The sequence below is a fragment of the Kaistia sp. 32K genome, assembly GCF_016629525.1.
Taxonomy (GTDB): domain Bacteria; phylum Pseudomonadota; class Alphaproteobacteria; order Rhizobiales; family Kaistiaceae; genus Kaistia.
The window spans coordinates 4,134,519-4,156,166 of the sequence record NZ_AP024269.1 but is presented as its reverse complement, the minus strand read 5'-3'; the positions used below and the strand labels follow the sequence as shown (position 1 = coordinate 4,156,166).

18 protein-coding genes are annotated in these 21,648 nt (G+C 60.9%); 14 read left to right on the top strand and 4 right to left on the bottom strand.

The window, feature by feature from the left end; translation table 11 throughout:
• Window positions 1–6 precede the first annotated feature (6 nt).
• From K32_RS19220 to K32_RS19210, 3 genes are read right to left on the bottom strand one after another with little or no spacing between them, the layout of a single operon-like run.
• Entirely contained in the window at window positions 7–1,422 is a 1,416-nt protein-coding gene (locus K32_RS19220) for an FGGY family carbohydrate kinase (RefSeq protein ID WP_201401050.1), read from the bottom strand.
• Complete coding sequence (locus K32_RS19215) at window positions 1,422–2,684, bottom strand: NAD(P)/FAD-dependent oxidoreductase (RefSeq protein WP_201401049.1); 1,263 nt, start codon at window positions 2,682–2,684, stop codon at window positions 1,422–1,424. Before K32_RS19215 ends, K32_RS19220 begins: the two co-directional genes overlap by 1 nt.
• Window positions 2,681–4,060 (bottom strand): NAD(P)/FAD-dependent oxidoreductase, encoded by a 1,380-nt coding sequence (locus K32_RS19210; protein ID WP_244669623.1) that lies wholly within the window; start codon window positions 4,058–4,060, stop codon window positions 2,681–2,683. The genes K32_RS19215 and K32_RS19210 overlap by 4 nt, the downstream gene beginning before the upstream one ends.
• 671 nt (window positions 4,061–4,731) lie before the next feature.
• On the opposite strand from K32_RS19210, the gene K32_RS19205 reads away from it, so the two are divergent.
• From K32_RS19205 to K32_RS19160, 10 genes are all read left to right on the top strand, one after another.
• A complete protein-coding gene (locus K32_RS19205) occupies window positions 4,732–5,298 on the top strand; it encodes an ABC transporter permease (protein ID WP_244669622.1) in 567 nt (188 codons plus the stop codon).
• On the top strand, window positions 5,295–6,119 hold the full coding sequence (locus K32_RS19200; protein WP_201401047.1) for an ABC transporter permease: 825 nt from the start codon (window positions 5,295–5,297) through the stop codon (window positions 6,117–6,119). Before K32_RS19205 ends, K32_RS19200 begins: the two co-directional genes overlap by 4 nt.
• A gap of 6 nt (window positions 6,120–6,125) precedes the next feature.
• The gene (locus K32_RS19195; RefSeq protein WP_201401046.1) at window positions 6,126–7,172 is read left to right on the top strand and encodes an ABC transporter ATP-binding protein; all 1,047 of its coding nucleotides are present in this window, start codon (window positions 6,126–6,128) and stop codon (window positions 7,170–7,172) included.
• A 102-nt stretch (window positions 7,173–7,274) separates the two neighbouring features.
• Window positions 7,275–8,474, top strand: coding sequence for a Xaa-Pro peptidase family protein (locus K32_RS19190; RefSeq protein WP_201401045.1), 1,200 nt, complete (start codon window positions 7,275–7,277; stop codon window positions 8,472–8,474).
• 43 nt (window positions 8,475–8,517) lie between these two features.
• Window positions 8,518–9,942, top strand: coding sequence for a M20 family metallopeptidase (locus K32_RS19185; protein WP_201401044.1), 1,425 nt, complete (start codon window positions 8,518–8,520; stop codon window positions 9,940–9,942).
• Window positions 9,943–10,401: 459 nt separating this feature from the next.
• Complete coding sequence (locus K32_RS19180; RefSeq protein ID WP_201401043.1) at window positions 10,402–11,442, top strand: extracellular solute-binding protein; 1,041 nt, start codon at window positions 10,402–10,404, stop codon at window positions 11,440–11,442.
• 138 nt (window positions 11,443–11,580) lie between these two features.
• Window positions 11,581–12,801 (top strand): Xaa-Pro peptidase family protein, encoded by a 1,221-nt coding sequence (locus tag K32_RS19175; RefSeq protein WP_201401042.1) that lies wholly within the window; start codon window positions 11,581–11,583, stop codon window positions 12,799–12,801.
• A gap of 117 nt (window positions 12,802–12,918) precedes the next feature.
• Window positions 12,919–13,278 (top strand): DUF1937 family protein, encoded by a 360-nt coding sequence (locus K32_RS19170; RefSeq protein WP_201401041.1) that lies wholly within the window; start codon window positions 12,919–12,921, stop codon window positions 13,276–13,278.
• Window positions 13,279–14,315: 1,037 nt separating this feature from the next.
• Window positions 14,316–15,365, top strand: coding sequence for a PotD/PotF family extracellular solute-binding protein (locus tag K32_RS19165; RefSeq protein ID WP_201401040.1), 1,050 nt, complete (start codon window positions 14,316–14,318; stop codon window positions 15,363–15,365).
• A 122-nt stretch (window positions 15,366–15,487) separates the two neighbouring features.
• Complete coding sequence (locus K32_RS19160) at window positions 15,488–16,708, top strand: Xaa-Pro peptidase family protein (protein WP_201401039.1); 1,221 nt, start codon at window positions 15,488–15,490, stop codon at window positions 16,706–16,708.
• Window positions 16,709–17,249: 541 nt separating this feature from the next.
• Here K32_RS19160 and gloA read toward each other — a convergent pair.
• Complete coding sequence (gene gloA / locus K32_RS19155) at window positions 17,250–17,666, bottom strand: lactoylglutathione lyase (protein WP_201401038.1); 417 nt, start codon at window positions 17,664–17,666, stop codon at window positions 17,250–17,252.
• Between the two features lie 162 nt (window positions 17,667–17,828).
• Here gloA and K32_RS19150 point away from each other — a divergent pair, with 162 nt between their 5' ends.
• From K32_RS19150 to K32_RS19135, 4 genes are read left to right on the top strand one after another with little or no spacing between them, the layout of a single operon-like run.
• The gene (locus tag K32_RS19150; RefSeq protein WP_201404571.1) at window positions 17,829–19,283 is read left to right on the top strand and encodes an FAD-binding oxidoreductase; all 1,455 of its coding nucleotides are present in this window, start codon (window positions 17,829–17,831) and stop codon (window positions 19,281–19,283) included.
• A complete protein-coding gene (locus K32_RS19145; RefSeq protein WP_201401037.1) occupies window positions 19,274–20,017 on the top strand; it encodes a FadR/GntR family transcriptional regulator in 744 nt (247 codons plus the stop codon). Before K32_RS19150 ends, K32_RS19145 begins: the two co-directional genes overlap by 10 nt.
• A 4-nt stretch (window positions 20,018–20,021) precedes the next feature.
• Complete coding sequence (locus tag K32_RS19140; protein ID WP_201401036.1) at window positions 20,022–20,765, top strand: SDR family oxidoreductase; 744 nt, start codon at window positions 20,022–20,024, stop codon at window positions 20,763–20,765.
• 35 nt (window positions 20,766–20,800) lie between these two features.
• Window positions 20,801–21,646 (top strand): fumarylacetoacetate hydrolase family protein, encoded by an 846-nt coding sequence (locus K32_RS19135; protein WP_201401035.1) that lies wholly within the window; start codon window positions 20,801–20,803, stop codon window positions 21,644–21,646.
• The last annotated feature ends 2 nt before the right edge of the window (window positions 21,647–21,648 follow it).

Sequence of the window (21,648 nt, the reverse complement as noted above, 5' to 3'; positions counted from 1 at the left end):
GTCCAGTTACCCCATGGTTCCGCGCCACCCTTTAGCCCGTGCCACTGCATTGGCAAAACGCGATAGCCAGCTCCTGCCATCACGTTGCGGTCGCCATTTGCGCGATGGGGCGAGTGGGGGCGTCACATTTCCTGTTAGCGCATCGAGTGCCATTGCCGCAGCGCCGAAACCTGTCAGCTCCGGCATGTCATAGGTCCAAACCTCACGACCGCTCGCGTCTGCGAGGAACTGCACAAAGTAGGCGTTTTGGGAAAGGCCTCCGTCCACCGAAATATGAGCTCGCACCGACATGAGGCTGTCAATCGCGTTCGTCAGTTCGACGGTGCGCAATGCGATGCCCTCCAGCGCTGCTTGACAGAGGTCCGAACGCGTTGTTGCGCTTGTCATTCCGAGCCAAAGTGCAGCGCCGCTTCGATCCCAATGCGGGCTGCCCCGGCCGGAGAGCGCGGGAACGAAAACCAGGTCTCTTTCGATCGCTGTCGCATTGGGAAAGCTGCAAACGTCGTCTACGCTGTCGAATAGCGATATTCGCCTTAGCCAATCCACGGCAGCACCGGCGTCGTAGACGCCGCCGTCGATCGCATACATCGCTCCGGCAGGGGTCTGCCACGCGACGGTGGAAAGAGCGCCGGAGCCTTTCGTATCTATCGGGGCGGTGCCGGTAAGAGCGAGGGCGAAAGCGCCCGTCCCAAATGTAATCTTCATGTCGCCCGGGTCACGACATCCGTGCCCGTATAGTGACGCCTGCTGATCGACGATCGAAGTCAGTACCGGAACGCCATTGATCTCGCCGAAATTGGAGGCGGTCGGTTGGATTTTCGGCAAAAGGTCGATGGGAATATCGAACAGAGCGCAGAGCTCCGGATCCCATTCACACGTCGCGAGATTCATCAGTGACGTGCGCGATGCAGTGGTAACGTCAGTTGAAAATCGACCCGTGAGCCGATCGAGAAAAAACGCGTCAGTGGTGCCGAGACGAAGGCGGCCCTTTTTCATCGCGGTCTGAACGGCGTCGTTATTTTTCAAGAGCCATGCGAGCTTCGAGGCTGCGAAATAGGCGTCCAGCGGCAGTCCAGCGCGCGAGAGGGTGGTGTCTTCACCACCCGCATTCTTGAGTTGTTGGATCCAACCAGCTGTCCGACTGTCTTGCCAGGAAATTACGCGAGATAGCGGTTCTCCCGTCACTGCATCCCACGCAAGGCAGCTTTCGCCTTGGTTTGCAATGGCGATGGCGTCGACAGGCCCAGCGGCCTCTAGGCACCAGCGGATATTCGCGAGAATTTCCTCAGCATCCTGCTCTACCCAAGACATCCTTGGCCAGAACTGACCATGAGTCTTCGTCGAAACGACACGGCAGTCACCACCCTCCAACACAAGAACCCGTGTGCTGGTAGTCCCTTGATCAATGGCCGCAACTCTCATCAGGGAGCCAATCTCGACAAAAATCTCATGTGACCTAGCTTGAGGCCGACATGCAACCTGCTGCAATTCTGCGGAACCGAAGCCTCTTTCAGTTTCAGGACAATTCTGCGTTCTGGCCGGGTCAACAACCGGCGTCTGAGGATAACGTCCTCACCCGCTTCGACGATGACGGAGCCAGCAACGGCGCGTTGGACGCGTAGCTGGATATGCGCGTCGAGCCGATCACCCGCCAGCGCTATCTGGCCGGGGATCGCATAGGAGATGCCGTCGCCAATTTCGATCGGCACGGTGCGCAGCGCTTGGGGCAGTTTTCCTTCTAAATCGTCGGCAACTGTATGCCCCGTTCGCAGGCCCTCACGGTAGCACCAACTACCGGTCTCGATTGGGCGCAGCACATTTCCGGCGGCATAAATACTGGGGTCGGAGCAGCGCCCGTATTGGTCAACCATCGGACCTCGACTGCGAGCGTCAAAGGCAAGGTGGCTGTTGCGAATGATCCCCGTTTCCGGAGTGAACCCCCCTGTGAAAAGTACCCCATCACATTCGAGCTCAAATGGTACTTTATCGGGACCAAGAAGCTTCACACGCTCGACGCGGTCGCGTCCCTGAATCTCAAGCAGCTGAGTACCCAGGTAGAAAGGAACCCGCTCCAGCCGGGGATAAAGTGACAGCGGCCATCGAGCGACCGGCCGAGCCCTTGCCTCGATCATAGCAACGGGTTTGATGCCGTTCTTGATGCAGGTATTGAGGGCCGACAGGCTGACCAGTTCGGTCCCGACGATCAAGGGACGTTCAAACGGCTTCAGCTGCTTCAGGTAGATTAGCGACTGCAGCGCGCCAACGTTCAAGATTCCGAGCGGCCTGTCCCCCGAGACGAGGCGCGCAGAGCGCGGGGTTTCGCGTGCCCCATTGGCCAAAATGATCCGGCGTGCCTGGATCGAGCGGGTGCCACCTTCATCGGTGATGTCCAGAGTGCCGCCCGGCCGGAGGGCAACGACAGTTGTCAGGGTTCGGATCTCGATTCCCATTTTCGTGGCGCGGGCAACCAGACGGCGCGCGAACTGGGATCCCTTCATTGGCCATCCGAACTCCCGGATACCCCAGGTCGGGTGCTCGCAATGCCGCGGGATGCCGCCAGCAACAGGTTCGCGATCCAACACGACAATTTTTTCGAACCCGCGCGAGCGCAGGGCGATCGCCGCCCCTAAGCCCGATGGGCCGCTTCCGACTACGACAATATCCGCATCCGCAGAACCGCTCACTTCACGGCTCCGATCGATACGGTGTTCTCCAGTCGTCCTTCGGTCAATTCGGCCAATCTCCCCATGCAGTAGAAACCTTGGCAACGCCCCATGGTGACTCGGGTCCGGCGTTTGAGGCCTGTCAGATCGTTTGGGGCGGGATTGGATGCGAGCGCCAGCTCGATCTCGCGCCGCGTGACAAGTTCGCAATGGCAAACGATCTCTCCGCCTGCCAAAGCCCAATCGCGAGGCGCGTGCTCGGCCAGGTTGAGCATCTTGGGAGCGCAGCTGTGAGCTGGCGGGGTGTGGGCCGGTCCGAAGGTTTGATAGAGTTCGTAAGCGTGTTGCGCCAGGCCCAAGGCTGAGGTCAGTCCCGTAGAGCGTATCCCTCCAATTGTAATCCATTTATCGGCAGGCCTGCACGACACGCGATACTCTGAACGTTCGGAGGCTGGTCGCAATCCAGCATATGTCGCGGTTACAGGCATGTCCTTAAGCGGAGGCAGCATTGCGACTGCCCTATCAATCAGAGTCTCAAGGGCATCTTGTGTGACCGTTGCTCTGTCGCGCTCGTCCTGCTCTTCGGCCGTGGGGCCGATAAGCACATTTCCGAAGATCGTCGGCGCCAAAACCACACCCTTGGTGCGCTCGCTCGGCACTGGCAGGACTATGCCGCGCAGATAGCGAGCTGCGGCCTTGTCAAAAACGACAAACTGTCCCTTGCGGGGCTTAATCATAAAGCTGCTCTCGCCAAGCAGCAGCCGCTCAACCTGATCTCCGAAAAGGCCCGCCGCATTGACGACGGCGTTGGCGCGCACCTCGCCTTGCTTTGTGGACAGCGTCCACGTGCCATCGAACGAGCCGCCGGTAACCTCTGCATTGAACACAACATGCGCGCCGAGCCCAATTGCCTGGCGGACATAGGCTAACGGGGCAGACCAAGGGTCGACGACATGTTCGCCGCGGACGAGAAGGCCTGCGCGAAGGGAGTGGTCCAGATGCGGCTCGTGCTCGAGAACTTCGGTGGCGGTTAGAGGGGCTACATCAACCCCGTTCTCGCGCCCCTTCTGCGCGATGCCAACGAGCTTTGCCTCGTCGGCTTCGGTCCACGCTACCATGACAGCGTCCGTGCGGAGGACGGGGAGGGCTAGCTCCTCTCGAATCTCCATATATTCGCGATACCCCGCTTGAACGCACTTAAGTTCGAGGCTCCCGGAAGGCGCATCGAAGCCGGTATGAAGCAGGCCACTATTGCCCTTACTGGCGCCAACTAGGATGTCGCGCCCCTTCTCCAGAAGGATGACCTGGGCGCCTTGCAGGCTGAAGCGTCGTGCGAGAGCACAGCCCACCACACCGCCGCCAATGATCGCCACGTCGTAGGAATTGGAACAGAACAAAATTTCCCTCGGCTGATCCTGCTATGACCGAATGTGACCGAATATGGCTTCGTCGGCCCTATTGTCAATTCCCAGAATCGATTTCAAAGCGATATGACGGGCGAAAAGGCCAATTTTTCGCCATTGTCACGGGGTGGGGCGGAAAATATGTGCAGGGTCAACATTGACGTTTGTTGACCGAATGTGCATTTTGGTCGCCACGCATTCCAGCCGGGCAGGGCTCGCAAGCGGTTGTCGGGCGACGGCAGTGCCTGGAAGCGATCGTGGGCTAGTGAGTAACCGGTGGCGGAAATCAGCAAAAATCCGAGTAGCTAAAATTCGGAGAAACCAAGCAAGTTGAAGATTCCAGGTGTGGTCTGAACTATAGTAGGGAGCGTAAAACGGTGGGGACGAACAAGCAGTCCTTTTTGATATCTCCGGCAATCTTAGCAACGATCGTTTTGCTGGGAGGTCCGATGATATATTTGTTATTTGAAAGCGTTAGGACTTTTATTCCGGGTCGTTTATCCAGCGCACCAACGTTCACTTTGGATAATTATACAGAGCTATGGCAGTCGTCATATCTCCTGTTTCTGACGGACACGCTCCGTATTAGCGCGATTTCAGCCGTAGTCAGTACCGCGATCGGATTTTTGATTGCCCACTACCTGGTGAGAGAGGCAGGAAAGACGATGCGCGTCATAGTCCTGACGCTAGTCGTTGCTTTGATGTTCATCGGGATCGCGCGCGTATTCAGTCTCGCGCTTGCTTTTGGCAACTACGGGGTACTCGGAATCTTCAGGCAGATGTTCGGTATTCGCGGCAATGAATTTGCCTATCTGCAGTTCATCGTCATCGCGGGTATCGTGCACTACATCGCCCCCATCGCGACCCTCACAATGGTGGGGTATCTGGCCAGCATCGACCGGCGCCTGAGCGAGGCGGCGCAATCGCTGGGCGCTTCCCGCGTTCAAGCCTTCGGCGGGATCTTCCTGCCTCTGGCGGCTCCCGGCATCGTGGCCGTCTTGCTGATGAGCTTTGCGCTCGCAGCCAGCGCGTTTTCTGTGCCGGTGATCATCGGCCGCGGCCTCGTGACGACCATTACCACGCTGATCTATCAGCGTTTCTCCGAGGTTCCGAATTATCCGTCGGGCGCGGCCCTGTCGATCACCCTGTTCTGTATCTCGATCGGGATCATCGCGCTCAGCTCCTTTGTCGCCCGATACCTGCGCCGTCGCATCGGGGGAGGGTTGGCATGAAGGCTATTTTCGATGTCGTCGCGCTTGGCGCTTATCGGCTTGCGCTCATCGCGGTCATGATCTTCTTGATCGCGCCGATCCTGATCACCTTGTCGCTGTCCCTGGATCCCCGAGACCTGGTGCTCAACTTCCCGCCGCCGGGGATCTCGCTCAAGTGGTTCGAGCGGCTTTTCTCCAACGGCCATCTCCTCGAGGGTCTGAAGGTCAGCTTGATGCTGGCAATGGCGACATCGGTACTGGTGACGCTGATTTCGCTCCTCGCCGCGATCGGAATCTATCGGGCGCCGCCGCGGCTGCGCGGGGCAGTCGAGTCGGTGATTTCGTTGCCCTTCATCGTTCCCCATATGGTGGTGGGGTTCGGTCTGCTGCTCTTCCTGTCGCTGATCGGTATCGAAAATACGGTCTTGCGCCTAATTCTCGGCCATCTGATCGTGACGCTGCCCTTTGGCTTTCGAGCCATCTGCGGAGCGGTGTTCGGCGTCAGGAAATCGCTGCTCGAGGCTGCGGCGACGTTGGGGGCGAACGAGACCCGGGCGGTGATCGACATCCTCTTGCCGCTCGCTCGACCGGGCGTCGCTGCGAGCCTGGTTCTCGCCTTCGCTTTGTCCCTGGAGGAGGTAACCCTCAGCATCTTCCTTATCGATGCGCGCACGTACACGTTCTCGACGGCGTTGTTCAGCTCCATGCGCGACACGTTCAACCCGGAAATCGCCGCGGCCTCCGTCGCGCTCATTGTGATCTCCGGGCTCCTCGTCATCGTCATGCAAAAATTCATCGGACTCGACCGCGTCGTCGGGTCGGGTGGTTCAGTCAAGGGTTGAACAAGAATGAAGACTCTCAGTGTCAGCGGTTTGCAGAAGCGCTTCGAGAAGACGCTCGCTGTGGCGGATGTTTCATTCGAGGCTGAGCGGGGCGAGTGCGTCGCGCTTCTGGGGCCGAGCGGCTGCGGAAAGACCTCCACGCTTCGGATCGTAGCGGGGCTCGAATTTCCTGATGCCGGAACGATCAGCATCGCCGGAGCTGACGTCACCAGGAAGCGTCCCTATGAGCGCAATATCGGTATCGTTTTCCAAGACTATGCCCTCTTCCCGCACATGACGGTGCAGAAGAACATCGCCTACGGACTGCGCTTTCGATCGATCCCGGAGGCTGAAGTGGCAGAGCGCATTCACGCGGTGCTCGGGATCGTGAAGCTCCAGGGCTATGAAGCCCGCTTTCCTAGCCAGTTGAGTGGGGGGCAGCAGCAGCGCGTCGCCTTGGCGCGAGCTCTCGTGACGCGTCCTGATGTCCTACTGCTCGACGAACCTCTGTCGAATCTGGATGCCAAGCTGAGGGACAACCTCCGGCACGAGATCCGGCAGATCATTGACGCCTCGGGGGTCACGACGATCATCGTCACGCATGATCAGCAGGAGGCGATGAGCCTAGCCGATCGGGTGATCGTAATGAATGAGGGGCGCGTCATTCAGGATGACGTTCCCCGGCAGGTATACCAGGCGCCCCGCGATCGGTTTACCGCGGAGTTCATCGGAAAGATGAATTGGCTGAACCCGCCGTCGGCCGAGCGCGACGATGGTGCGGCCTTCTCACGGCTGCTCAGCCGCCATCCAGGCAAGCTCGTCGGGGTGAGGCCGGAGAACATCATCGTCGGCGGCCCCGATATCGTGGGAGACGACCATCTCAGCTTCGACATCGTCGTCGAGGCGACCGAGTTCCTCGGTCCTCATGTCCAGATCTGGTCCACTTTGAACGGTGCCCCGTTTACCGCGCTGCACGCCTCGAACAGCTCTGCGCTGCCGGTCACAGGCGACCGGGTAATGGTCTCGTTCAGGCTGAACGACCTGATCGCGGTGCCGGCCGAGCAGCTGCTCTGATCGGCGCGGGGTTCTTAGCCCAGGGAATGTCCCCACCATGCTCGGGCGAGAGCTGACATCTTGCGCGAGGCAGGGGCTGCAACCAGACAAGGCAATTCCGAAATGGCTACTCTTCCGCCCATTGCGCATAGGGAATACGAGGCCCGGGTTCATCGCGCACAGGATCTAATGGCAAAGGCTGGGCTCGATGCAGTTCTGGCAACGTCGGAGTATAATTTCCGGTATTTCACGGGCGATATTGGGCAAAGCCCGTATCAGACGACCAGGCCACGCTGCATTCTGATCCCGGCGAAGGGAAAGCCTGTCGGACTTGTTGCACGTGGTATCGACCAGGCTCTGGTCGATACCACGTGGGTGACCGAGGTGAGATCCTGGCCGGGCCCCAATCCCGCCGATGAAGGCGTCTCTGCTATCGTCAGTGCTATCTGCGATCTGACCTCGGACCAGTCCAGGATTGGCATCGAGATGGGGCCGGAATCCCGGCTTGGCCTGCCGCTCGCCGACTTCATGCGCATTTCGGGCCTGATTGGTGAACGTCAGTTCGTCGACGGGCAAGTGCCGGTGTTTCTTCCGGTCAAACAGATCAAATCGACCGCCGAGCTCGCGCGCATTCGTACGGCCTGCCAGATTGTCTCGAGCGGCTTTGCTGCGCTGCCCGGTGAGTTGCGCCTTGGCGACACGGAAGTCGAAGCCTGTCGGAAGCTCGAGGCGCTCTGTTTCGAACGAGGCATCGACAAGACGCCCAAGATCACCGGAATCTCCGGCAGGGGCGGCCATTTCCGTACATTTGCGGGGCCGACGCAGCGTCAACTGGGCGCAGGCGACATCCTGTTCATCGATGCCGGCTGCACGGTCGATTTCTATTGGTGCGACTTTAATCGGCACTTCGCTTTCGGATCCGTGGATCCCGCGACCGCCAAGGCCTACGAGCTGATCTGGGAGGCGACGGAGGCTGGTATCAAGGCGGTCAAGCCCGGGGTTACCGCAAGTCATGTCTGGCGCGAGATGAACGATGTCATCGTGCGTGCGAAGGGCGCCGGGACGACCAACAGCTTCGGACGCATGGGTCATTCGATGGGTCTAACGACCACAGAGCTGCCCTCTATCTCTCCGCTCGACGAAACCGTCCTGGTGCCGGGGATGACGCTGAATATCGAGCCGAGCACCCTCTATGAGAGCCACTATGACGGATCGGTCAAGCTCATGGTTCACGAGGAGGATGTCGTCGTGACCGAAAGCGGATGCGAGGTCATGACTCGGCGCGCGCCGCTGTCAATCCCGGTAATTATCGCGTCAAACTAAAACTTTCTACGCGCCGCAGGCCCAGGATTATTGCGAGATAGTTATGAAATCGTTGGAAAATTCGGATCCGATTTGGGGATTGGTCGAAGAAAAGCGCGCCGTCTTCACGACGCTCAGTGACGAAATCTGGGAGATGCCTGAACTAAACTACCGGGAATACCGCTCATCGGCCAGCCATGCTCGGGTATTGGAGGAGCAGGGCTTCCGGGTCACACGTGGTGCGGCCGGCTTGCCGACGGCTCTGGTAGCGGAGGCCGGCCACGGTGGGCCCGTGATCGCGTTTCTCGGTGAGTTCGACGCCTTGCCCGGCTTGAGCCAGGCCGCGGGCGTCGCCGAACATCATCCGCTCCAGGCGGGCGGGAACGGCCATGGCTGCGGTCATAACCTGCTGGGCTCAGGGGCATTGCAGGCGGCGACAGCCGTAAAGGATTACCTCGAACGCCACGGTCTCGAAGGTCGCGTTCGCTACTACGGTTGCCCGGCGGAAGAGAGCGGATCGGGCAAGGGCTTTATGGTTCGCTCGGGCGCGTTCGATGACGTTGACGCGGCGATCGCCTGGCACCCGGCGGCATTTACCGGTGTGTCGAACCCGGTCTCGCTCGCCTGTTGTGAGGTGAATTTCCACTTCGTCGGGCGATCCTCCCACGCCGCGTCCGCCCCCCATCTCGGGCGCAGCGCGCTCGACGCGGTCGAGCTCATGAACGTGGGGGCGAACTACATGCGCGAACACATGCCGAGCCGTGCAAGGATTCACTACGCGATCATCAATCCCGGCGGAATGGCTCCCAATGTCGTCCAGGGCGAGGCTACGGTTCAGTACGTGGTTCGGGGCGTCGATTGCTCCGAACTGCATGACCTGCTGCAGCGGGTGATCAGGATTTCGCAGGGCGCGGCACTGATGACCGAGACCTCCGTCTCGCATGTCATGTTGGCGGGGGACCCGAATCTGCTTGGCAATGTTCCGCTCGAACAGCTCATGCATCGCCAACTTGAGTGGCTTGGGCCGGTTCCGTTCGATGCCGCCGATCGGGAGGTCGCGGCCCGGTTCCAGCAGACCGTGTCGCAGGACGGCATTCGCGCTGCCTTCGCCCGCGCCGGCGAGAAGTTGCGGGTAGGGCTCCCACTCTGCGACAGCATCGTACCGCCCCGCTCCGGCGACGCTGAATTCGTCGGATCAACAGACTTGGGCCATGTCAGCTGGAAAGTGCCGACGGTCGAGTTGCGCTGCGCCGTCTACGCCATTGGCACGCCAGGTCACTCTTGGCAGCTCGTCGCCCAGGGAAAGTTGCCGGCGGCCCATAAGGGCATGGAGCATGCTGCCAAGGTAATGGCTGCGAGCGGGGTGGAGCTGCTCACCAACCCTGCCGCCCTTGCAGCCGCTAAAGCGGAGCACCTCCGGCAGATCAGTGAAACGCCATTCATCGATCCGATGGCTGAGGTCGCAGGGCCTGATCTTCCCAAAACCTAATAAACGAATAGCCGCTGTCGGTATCCGTCGAAAGGCTTCCTAGGTCGACAGAAATTTGACCGAAAATGACCGAATCCTTTTGACGCATAGTGCATGCGATAGTCGTATCGATCTAGCTGCACAGATAAGGCCGCACCAATGCTCGGTTTACGTGCAAAATCGGCTCACAAAGAATGGGACGAGGCCTTTGACCGATTTGGACCGTTCGGGTATTGTTGATGTGTCTGTTTGAGGTGATGCGTTCGAATGGTGAGATTCGGTAGCGGCAGATGCCTGCGCTTTGATGGCTGCCGAGCAAACTCCCTACCAAGAAACGCGCTGATCTGTGGCGTGGTCTTCGTACGAATACGTACCGATGCCGGCCGATGTCTTCCCTAGAAGCTGCGATCGTCAGTGGTGTTGCTGAAACTAAGATAACGGAGAAGAACGATGCTTAGCAGGCGGAATGTATTGGAGCTCATGGCGCTCGCGCCGTTGGCGAAGCTTGGCATGTCGGAAGCTGCGGCGGCCGATGCCATCGTGGGCGTCTCCTGGGGCGGCCCCTGGTTGGATGCGATCAAGCAGGTCGCCGCGCCGTGGGAAAAGGCGAACAACCAGCAGATCCTGTGGGAGGCCCACGAAGGCGGCTCTTCGGCGGCGATCGCCGCCAAGGTTCAAGCGGCCTGGCCGAACCCGAAGCATGATCTCATCCACACCAACGATCCCGCCATCCACACGATGTCGGCTGAAGGGTGGCTGGCTCCGCTGGACGACTTGCCCAGCCTGAAGGACATGCCCTCGGAATTCATCATCCGGGACAAGGACGGTAAGGCTGTCTCCGCCCCCCATAGCGCCAACGTGGCGATGTGGGGATATCGGACTGATCTCGTTCCTGACGGGATCAGCTCGCTATCCGATCTGTTGAGCCCAAAGTTCACCGGTGGGATCGGACTGCGGGCTTCGACATTGTGGAGCGGCCTTCCCCTCGTTTCGCTGGCGCTAGATCGCGGCGGCAACGAGCGCAACATGGATCCCGCGTTCGAGTTTCTCAAAGAACTCGCTGCTACTCGCAATGTCACGGGCGTGTTCGGCAGCGCCGTCGATACGGTCAATTCGATGGCCAGCGGCGTAACCGCCGTGACGCTAGCCTCGCAATCGGAATGGCGCCAGCTTGCCAAGGTCGTGCCCATCAAGGTTCTTGGCCGCGTCCCCAATGGGGGCGGACTGAAGACCTTCTATAGCCTGTCGCAATTCGTCGTGACTAAAAGCCCGCGAAGCGAGGTGACCAAGCAGCTCGTCGAATATCTGATTCAACCGGAGCAGGACGCTCGCTATGCGGCGCTCGCATCAAACGCGCCGACCAATATCAAGGCAAAATTCGACAACTCGGAAGGCTACTTTCTGAATCCGGATGAGATTCAGTCGTTTGGCTATATTTGCGATTACAAGCTCATGTCCGAAAAAGGACAGGAATGGAACGAGCGTTTCAACCGCGAGATTCAGCCGCTTCTTCGCGGCTGAACAAAGCGAAGCGCTTTCGCAGGCTTGGTCTTGGTCAGGTTGTTTTCGGCCTGGCCGGCTCAAGCCTCCTCAGCGATCGCGCGGAGTGAAGCTTTGTGCTGCGCGCCGCGGTTGTTGTTTGGCATTTGGGGTGGATGAATGTTTCAGGACATGCTGGCTCGGCGCGATGCTTTGCCTCCGATCACGGTTGGCGAGTACAGGCAACGCGTCAAGGACGCTCAGGCACTCATGGCGGAAAACGGGCTCGACGCGGTATTCGCGACGTCAGAGTTCAACTTTCGCTATTTTACCGGTGACATCACGCAAGGTCCGATCCAGGGCGGCCGGCCCCGTTCCGTCCTGATCCCCGCAAAGGGGGATCCCATCGCGGTGCTGGCGCGAGGCGTTGACGACGCCATACGTGAGACGACCTGGGTCAAGGAGGTTCGCTCGTGGCCTGGGCCTGCCCCGGAAGACGAGGGTGTCACGGAAATCATCAAGCTGGTGTCCGAGCTGACGGGCCCCAATGCGCGGATCGGCATCGAGATGGGGCCGGAGTCCCGATTGGGTTGGCCGGTCGCCGATTTCCTGCGCATCGCCAGGGGAATCGCCCCCCGCGAATTTGTCGATGCAAATACTCCGGTCTTCATGCGGCTTAGGCAGGTCAAGTCGGCCGCAGAAGTTGCGCGCATCAGGCGGGTCTGCGAGATCGTCTCGGAAGGCTATGCACGCTTGCCGCAGCTGCTGAGGATCGGCCAAACGGAGATCGAGGCGTGTCGTGCATTCGAGGCGACCTGTTATGCGCTGGGAGTCGACAAGACGCGGGTCGTCGGAATCTCCGAGCGCGGCGGTCATTTGCGGACCTTCGTGGGGCCGACCGATCGGGTGCTCGCGGAAGAGGACATCCTGTTCCTCGACACGGGCTGCATGATCGACAACTATTGCTGCGACTTCAATCGGCACTTCGCTTTTGGCTCAGTCGATCCGGCAAGTCACAAGGCCTATGACATAATCTGGCAAGCCACGGAGGCTGGCATCGCGGCGGTGAAGCCGGGCGTGACCACGAGTGACGTGTGGCATGCAATGAACGCGGTGATCTCGGGCAAGATCGGCGCGAACACTAGCAACACGTTTGGCCGCATGGGTCATAGCATGGGCATGGCTGGAACCGAGCTTCCCTCGATTGCTCCTGGCGACCTGACCGTTCTGAAGCCCGGCATGATTTTGAACATCGAGCCCAGCACGATCTATGAGTGCTATTTCGACGGCTCCCGAAAGCTGATGGTGCACGAAGAGGACGTCGTGGTCACCGAGACAGGCTGCGAGGTCCTTACTCGCCGGACACCGCTCTCCATGCCGATCATCACTGCTCGCGCCTGAGGCGAGAGCATTCTCAAGCCGCGGGCGGCGGTCCCGTCAATTCTGCCGATACGCAGAATGCGTTTCGTCGGTTCAGGCAGATCTATCGCTCGCCCGCCAAATCAAATCGAGACACGAATGCGCAAGATCTTCTTGGCTTGTCCTTACGGCCATAGTGACGCCGAGGTCATCGAGGCCCGGTTCGCGAAATCAAATGAAGTGGCCGCTGTCATTGCCCGGTCTGGGAACGCTGTGTTCAGCCAGGTGTCGATGTCTCACCCGATCAACAAGACAATGACCCAACTTGATCGTGCGGCGATAGGTGAGCTGTGGGCGCCGATCGATCGCGTGTTCATGGAGGCCATGACTGAAATCATTGTTATCGACATGGACGGATGGCGAGAGAGTTCAGGAATCGCGAGAGAGATGAAATTTTTTGAGGAAAGAGGTCTTCCCGTAAATATATGGTCGAACGTGCAGGGTCAGTTCCGTTCGTAGACATCAATCGATACCTGGCGGATCGATATCTAAGTATACTATATAGTTCGTCGTTTAGGTCGTGCGTGCTTTCTCGTGTCACTATTTGGCATCGATCGTTGAAGTGATGGTGGCGATATTTCGTTATTTATCGCGCGCGTTCGGCTTGATGTCGATCGGGGCTGGTATTTCAAGGGGGGGGCGAGACTAGCACGCCGCGCCGGTAGCTGCGCCAATCCGGCCCAGGACGGCCACCTCTTCGACGAAACCCTTCACCGCGTCCTAGAGCCAGAGCTGCCGCAGCGAAGTTGGGGCTCTGCCGGACCAGCGTCGTCGCCGAGACCCGCTCGCCGCGTTTCTGGCGTGACTCCAACTGTACGGTAGGCGCGGGTGCAGGGCTCTGACATCGGCTATCCGCCCATCGCCTGGCCCTGCTCGCTCTGCTGGGCTGGGCGGGGAGCTCGGTCAGCATGGCGTCCAGTTCGGCGAATCTCGCCGCGGGATCGGTTTCTTGAAGTTCGAGCAGGCGTCCTTCACGGCGCCCTTGACCCTACCTTTGCCCGGACGCTCGAACCGGTACCGGGCCAGGTAGTGGCTCACTCTCCCATTCGGTGAATTCTGGCGTCTCGCCTCACTGCATCCACGTGCGGCCGAGGTGACCGAATTTGACCGTTCGTGTTCCGCCTTACTCTTAGTCGGCGCAAGGGAGGATAATCTCAACTCTAAGTCTGGAGGGATTCAGGTCGAGGAATAGCTTGCCGATACTGCGAATTGAAGGTCAGTGACGTTGTTGACTCATTATGACCGCATATATAAATTGGCCATCATCGGTCAAAAAAGAGGGGAAGTAGGGCGATGAGATTGAGTTGGGGGCGAGCACCGTGGTGCGGCGGCTTCCTAGCGAGCTCTCATCTTAAATTGTGCTGATCTGCGGAGCGCGATCTCCGTACGGGCAAGCGCACATCCCGGCCGATGTCTGTCCTCGAAATTACGATCGTCGTCATGGCGTTGATGTTGAGACAAACGGGAGAAGCAGGATGCTTAGCAGGCGGAGAGTAATGGAGCTCATGGCGCTTGCGCCGGCGGTAGGGCTTGGCGTGTCTAGCGCCAGTGCCGCGGAGGCGATCGTGGGCGTCTCCTGGGGCGGTCCCTGGTTGGACGCAGTCAAGGAGATCGCTGGGCCCTGGGAGAAGGCGAACAATCAGCAGATCCTGTGGGAAGCTCACGAAGGTGGCACCTCGACGCCGATCGTCACCAAGGTTCAGGCGGCTTGGCCGAATCCCAAGCATGACCTCATCCACACCAACGATGCGGTCGCCCACATGATGGCGGCTGAAGGGTGGCTTGAGCCGCTCGACGATTTGCCCAGCCTGAAGGACATGCCCCCGGAATTCATCATCCGCGACAAGGACGGCAGGGCCGTCTCGGCTCCCCATAGCGCGGGTGTTACAGCCTGGGGGTACCGAACGGACCTGGTTCCAGACGGGATCACGTCGCTGGCAGACCTGTTGAGCCCGAAGTTCACAGGCGGCATCGGGCTGCGGGCTTCGACGTTGTCGAGCGGTCTTCCGCTCGTCTCGCTGGCCCTGGATCGCGGTGGAAGCGAGAGCAACATCGACCCGGCATTCGAGTTTCTTAAGGAGCTCGCGGCGACGCGCAAAGTGACGGGCGTGTTCAGCGGTGCCGTCGATACGGTCAACTCGGTTGCAAGCGGAGTCACGGCCGTGACATTCGCGTCGCACGGGGAATGGCGCCAGATTGCCAAGGTCGCGCCTATCAAGGTTCTTAGCCGGGTTCCCAATGGCGGTGGACTGAAGAGCTTTTACGGTGTGACGCAGTTCGTGGTCACCAAGAGTCGGCGAAGCGAGGTGACCAAGCAGCTGCTTGAGTACCTGATTCAGCCTGAGCAGGACGCCCGGTATGCTGTGCTTGGGTCGAACGCCCCGACCAACATCAAGGCAAAATTCGACAACTCGGAAGGCTATTTTCTGAATCCGGATGAGATTCAGTCCTTTGGCTATTTCCCTGACTACAAGCTCATGTCCGAAAAAGGTCGGGAATGGAACGAGCGCTTCAACAGCGAGATTCAGCCGCTCCTTCGCAGCTAGTCGAAGTCAAGCGCTTCGGCTGACTTGGTTCCGGTGGAGTTGGTTCGACCCAGCCGGCTTCGCTTTAGATCGGTTCGTCGTGCCGATCGCTGCGGGTTTTCTTTCGAATAGAAGGTGTATTGATGCTTCAGGACATGCTGGCTCGGCGCGATGCTTTGCCTCCGATCACGGTTGGCGAGTACAGGCAACGCGTCAAGGACGCTCAGGCGCTCATGGCGGAAAACGGACTCGACGCGGTATTCGCGACGTCAGAGTTCAACTTTCGCTATTTTACCGGTGACATCACGCAAGGTCCGATCCAGGGCGGCCGGCCCCGTTCCGTCCTGATCCCCGCAAAGGGAGATCCGATCGCGGTACTGGCGCGAGGCGTCGACGACGCCATACGTGAGACGACCTGGGTCAAGGACGTTCGCTCGTGGCCTGGGCCTGCCCCGGAAGACGAGGGTGTCACGGAAATCATCAAGCTGGTGTCCGAGCTGACGGGCCCCAATGCGCGGATCGGCATCGAGATGGGGCCGGAGTCCCGATTGGGCTGGCCCGTAGCCGATTTCCTGCGCATCGCCAGGGGAATCGCCCCCCGCGAATTTGTCGATGCAAATACTCCGGTCTTCATGCGGCTTAGACAGGTTAAGTCGGCCGCAGAAGTTGCGCGCATCAGGCGGGTCTGCGAGATCGTCTCGGAAGGCTATGCGCGCTTGCCGCAGCTTCTGAAAATCGGCGAGACCGAGATCGACGTGTGCCGGAAGCTCGAGGCGACCTGCTATGCGCTGGGAGTTGACAAGACGCGGGTTGTCGGAATCTCCGAGCGCGGCGGTCATTTGCGGACCTTCGTGGGTCCGACCGATCGGGTGCTCTCAGATGAAGACATCATGTTCGTCGATACCCAGTGCATGGTCGACAACTATACCTGCGACTTCAATCGCTACCTCGCCTTCGGTTCCGTGGATCCTGCGAGCAGAAAAGCCTACGATCTCATTTGGCAAGCGACCGAGGCTGGTATCTCGGCGGTGAAGCCGGGCATTACCGCCAGCGATCTTTGGCATGCCATGAACAAGGTTATCGCGACGAAGGTTGGAGCGAACACCAGCAATTCATTTGGTCGTATGGGACACGGCATGGGGATGACGATAACGGAGTATCCCTCAATCGCTCCTGATGATTTGACCGTCTTGAAGCCCGGCATGATTGTCAAACTTGGGCCCAGCACAATCTACGAAAGTCATTTCGATGGCTCGCGCAAGCTGATGATACATGAAGAGGATACGGTGGTCACCGAGACGGGCTGCGAGCTACTCACCCGTCGACAGCCGCTTTCCATGGCGGTGATCACCGCGCGGGCCTGAGTTCATCCAGACACTATTCATCCGGATGACCGCCCAGTGTTTCCTCTTGGGTGGCAGGCGACAATTGCGTCAATTCGGCCGACGGAGCGCCAGGTGCCTTCGTCGGCCTCGTCTATTCGACCACTCGCTCGCCACGTTAGCCTTCAGATTCTCCACGTCCTGGGGGGTGCTATCACCCCCGGCTCACGGCGATCGCAACCCCGCTCGCTGCCGCCGGCACTGTCTATCAGGTGAACGCCAACGCGGGGTCGCTCAATCTTGTCCCGCGCGTCACCAGGGTCGGTGCCGTCACGACGCCCGAACTGACCGAACTTGTACGAAACGCATCTGAGCAGCACCGCAGGAGCGCCCCTGCGAGCTGCATGAAACCCCGATCGGGCGAATGGCCGACCTCGTCGCTGAGGACGTCCACATTGAGGCCTCTGTCCATGTCGACGAGGGTCGTGGCGCGCGCGCCGTCTCTCGGCACTTCTAACGTCAGGTCGTATCATCGCGTGGGGAGAGCCGCGCCGATCGGCGCGGCCCCCGGCAGCCCGGACGCCTAGGACATCGTGGCGAGATCGATGAGCTCGATGCGGTAGCCGTCGGGATCCTCGATGAAGGCGATATGGGTGGTGCCATGCTTCATCGGGCCCGGCGGACGCGGGATCCTGGCGCCCTGATTCTCGAGCGCCGCGCAGACCGCATAGATGTCGTTGACGCCGAGGGCCAGGTGGCCGAAGGCCGTGCCGAGCTCGTAGGGCTCCGCTCGGTCCCAGTTGTAGGTCAGCTCGACGACAGTGTCGGTGTCCTCGGGTCCGTATCCAACGAAGGCGTTCGTGAATTTCCCTTCTGGATAATCGTCCCGCCGAAGCAGGGTCATGCCGAGCAGCTCGGTGTAGAACTTGATTGACCTGTCGAGATCCATCACGCGGATCATCGTGTGCATCATCCTGAACTTTGGCGGCTTGTCGTTCATGATCGTATCTCTCCCTGCTGACATTCGAAGCTCGGCTGACGCTCGGGCGAAACGGCCGCATGGCCGGGTTCGTCACCTTGATGTTCGCGATCAACGTTGTATGATAACCATGCAACAGACGTAATTGTCCACCCACTACCGATTCGAGTAGGGCATATGCCAATGCACGCCGTGCTGCCTGCCGAGGAACTTGCGGTCGCCGCGCTTCGCGCCGCGATGCCGGCCGGCATGCTGCTATCCGACGGCGCGGATACCGATCGCTATGGACGGGACTGGACCGGCGATCATCGCGGCCGGCCGCTCGCCGTCGCGCTGCCCCGCTCGGTCGAGGAAGTGTCCATGCTGATGCGCTGCTGCCACGAGCTCCGCCTGCATGTGGTTCCGCAAGGCGGGCTGACGGGTCTGGTCGGCGCGGCGGTGCCGAGCCATCCGGACGGCGAGGTGGTGGTATCGCTGGAGCGGATGAACCGGGTCCGCTCGGTCGATGCGATCGATTTCACCATGGTGGCCGAAGCCGGCTGCATACTCGATGAGGCCAAGGCACAGGCGGAAGCGGCCGACTGCCTGCTGCCGATCTCCTTCGGCGCCCAGGGCAGCTGCCGGCTCGGCGGCAATATCGCGACGAATGCCGGCGGCTTCAATGTGCTGCGCTACGGCATGACGCGCGATCTGGTGCTGGGTCTCGAGGTCGTGATGGCCGACGGGCGTGTCTGGAACGGCCTGAGGACGCTCCGGAAGGACAATCGCGGCTACGACCTCAAGCAGCTGTTCATCGGAAGCGAAGGCACGCTCGGAATCGTGACGGCCGTGGCGTTCAAGCTCTATCCCCGGCCGACCCAGGTCGAGACCGCGCTGGTCGGTGTCGCATCAGTTGAGGACGCGATGGCGCTCTATGTGTTGGCGCGCCGGGAATGCAGCGACCTGCTGTCGGCCTTCGAGCTCCTCCTTCGCGGTGGTATCGAGATCGCCATCGGTGCTCATTCCGGCCTCGACGATCCGTTGTCGCAGCCCTGTCCGGTCTATGTTCTGCTGGAATTGTCGGCGGGCGGCCGCGTCGATCTCAGGAGGCTGATCGAGGATTTCCTCGCGGATGCCGGCGACCTCGTGCTCGACGGCGTCCTCGCGTCGAGCCGCGCCCAGGCCGAGCGGCTCTGGCTGCTGCGCGAGGTGATGGTCGAGGCGCAGGGGCGGGGCGGGCGCTATCTCAGGACCGATATCTCGGTGCCCATATCCAGGATCGCCGCCTTCGTCTCCGAGAGCATCGTGGCGCTCGACGCGGCCTATCCGGACGCGTGCGTCGTGACCTATGGCCATGTCGGAGACGGCAATATCCACATGAACGTCGTGCCGCCCGAAGGCATGGCGACGGAGGGATATGACGACCTCTTCCATGCGGCGGAGGCGGTGATTTTCGATGCCGTCGACCGTCATGGTGGCTCGATCAGCGCCGAGCACGGCATCGGCCGCGTGAAGCAGCGGGCATTTCTCGATCGCGCCGACCCGTTGACGCTGGAGCTCGCCGGTCGGATCAAGGATTCCTTCGATCCTCGGCATCTGCTCAGCGGGGGTCGGATCCTGCCCTTGCGCGACATAGACGGAGGTCCGGCGTGGTCCTGAAGCTAGACAAGGTGAGCCGCGGCCCCAATCTCTCGACGCTGGTCGCGAGTTCGATCACGCGCGAGATCGCGAACGGCCGGCTCAAGCCCGGCGACCAGCTGCCGACCGAGCAGAAGCTGGCCACGACCTTCGGCGTCAGCCGCAACGTCATCCGCGAGGCGGTCGCGCGACTTCGTTCGGAGGGGCGGATCTGGTCCCAGCAGGGACGCGGCGCCTTCGTTGCCGACGAGCCCAATGCCACGGTGCTCACCATTGACTTTGACGCCCTGCAGCAGGTGTCCGCGTTCCGAAGCCTGTTCGAGCTGCGCGGCATCCTCGAGGTGCAGGCTGCCGCGCTGGCAGCCGAGCGGCGCACCGATGCCGACATCGCCGCCATGCGCGAGGCGCTGGAGACGATGACGAACGTCCCTTATGGCAGCGTTACCTGGCTGGCGACCGACCTGAACTTTCACAAGACGGTCGCCGCCGCCACGGGCAACAGCTACATGGTCCAGTTTCTGACCTTCGTGTCGGAACGGGTGCGTGACAGCATCCTCGCCTCCGGCAACCAGAAGAAATCCGAGGATCTGGCGCGCGTTACGATCGGCGAGCATCAGCGGATCCTCGATGCCATCGAGGCAGGCGACGCCGACGGCACCCGCAGCGCCATGCTTGCCCATCTCTCCGGCGCCGCGCAGCGCGTCGGGCTTCCCGAGGGGCCGATCGGTCCATCCACGCAGGAAAAGGACAGCTAGAACGATGACGGGTCGGCTTTCGGGAAAGACCGCGGTGGTGACCGCCGCGGGCCAGGGGATTGGTCGCGCCACGGTGCTGGCCTTCCAGCGCGAGGGCGCGGCGGTGCGCGCAACCGATATCGACGAGGGGAAACTCGCCTCGCTCGACGGCCTCGCCGGGGTCTCGACGCATCGGCTCGATGTCATGGACGCGGAGGCGGTCAAGGCCTTCGTCGCGTCGCACGATGCGCCGGATATCCTCTTCAACTGCGCCGGCTATGTCCATGCCGGCGCGATCCTCGATTGCGAGGAAGAGGATTTCGACTTCTCGGTCAATCTGAACATTCGCGCCATGTACCGGCTGATCCGCGGCTTCCTGCCCGGCATGATCGCGCGCGGCGGCGGCTCGATCATCAACATGGCCTCCGTGGCCTCGACCGTCATCGCCGCGCCGAACCGCTTCATCTATGGCACGACCAAGGCCGCGGTGATCGGCCTCACCAAATCGGTCGCGCTCGATTATGTCGGCAAGGGCGTCCGCGCCAATGCGATCTGCCCCGGCACGGTCGAGAGCCCCTCTCTGCAAGACCGCATGCGCTCGGCCGGTGACTATGATCAGGCCCGCGCCGCCTTCATCGCCCGCCAACCGATGGGGCGGCTCGGCAAGGCCGAGGAAATAGCCGAACTCGCGCTCTATCTCGCCGGGCCCGAGAGCGGCTTCATGACCGGCAACGCCATCGTCATCGACGGTGGCTGGGCCAACGCCTGAATCTCTCCCTTCGTTATTCGAGACGGAATCCTGACATGAAGCTAGTTCGATTTGGTGAGCGCGGCGCCGAGAAGCCGGGCCTTGTCGATGGAAATGGCGTGCTGCGCGATCTCTCCGCCCATGTGGCCGATATCGGCGGCGCGGCGCTGACCGCGAACGGGTTGGCTGCGATCGCGGCGATCCCGGAGGAGAGCCTGCCGGTCGTGAGCGACCCGCGCCGCTTCGGCCCCTGTGTCGCCGGCACCGGCAAGTTCATCTGCGTCGGGCTCAACTATGCCGATCACGCCGCCGAGACGGGCGCCGCGATCCCGGAAGAGCCGATCCTGTTCATGAAGGCGACGAGCGCCATCACCGGCCCCGATGACAATGTCATCATTCCGCGTGGATCGCAGAAGACCGACTGGGAAGTGGAGCTCGGCGTCGTGATCGGCGACGAGGCGCGCTACGTCTCGGAAGCCGAGGCCATGCAGCATGTCGCCGGCTACTGCCTGATCAACGACGTCTCGGAACGCGCCTTCCAGGCCGAACGCGGCGGGCAGTGGACCAAGGGCAAGTCGGCGGACAGCTTCGGGCCGATCGGACCCTGGATGGTGACGCGCGACGAGATCGCCGACCCGCAGGATCTCGCGATGTGGCTCTCCGTCGACGGCATCGTCCGCCAGAACGGTTCGACGCGGACGATGATCTTCGGCGTCGCCTTTCTCGTGCACTACATCTCGCAGTTCATGAGCCTTCAGCCGGGCGACATCATCTCGACCGGGACGCCCCCCGGCGTCGGCCTCGGCATGAAGCCGCCCCTGTTCCTGAGGGCGGGCCAGCGCATCCGGCTCGGCATCGAGGGGCTCGGCGAACAGTCGCAGCTGACGGTCGACGCGGCCTGACA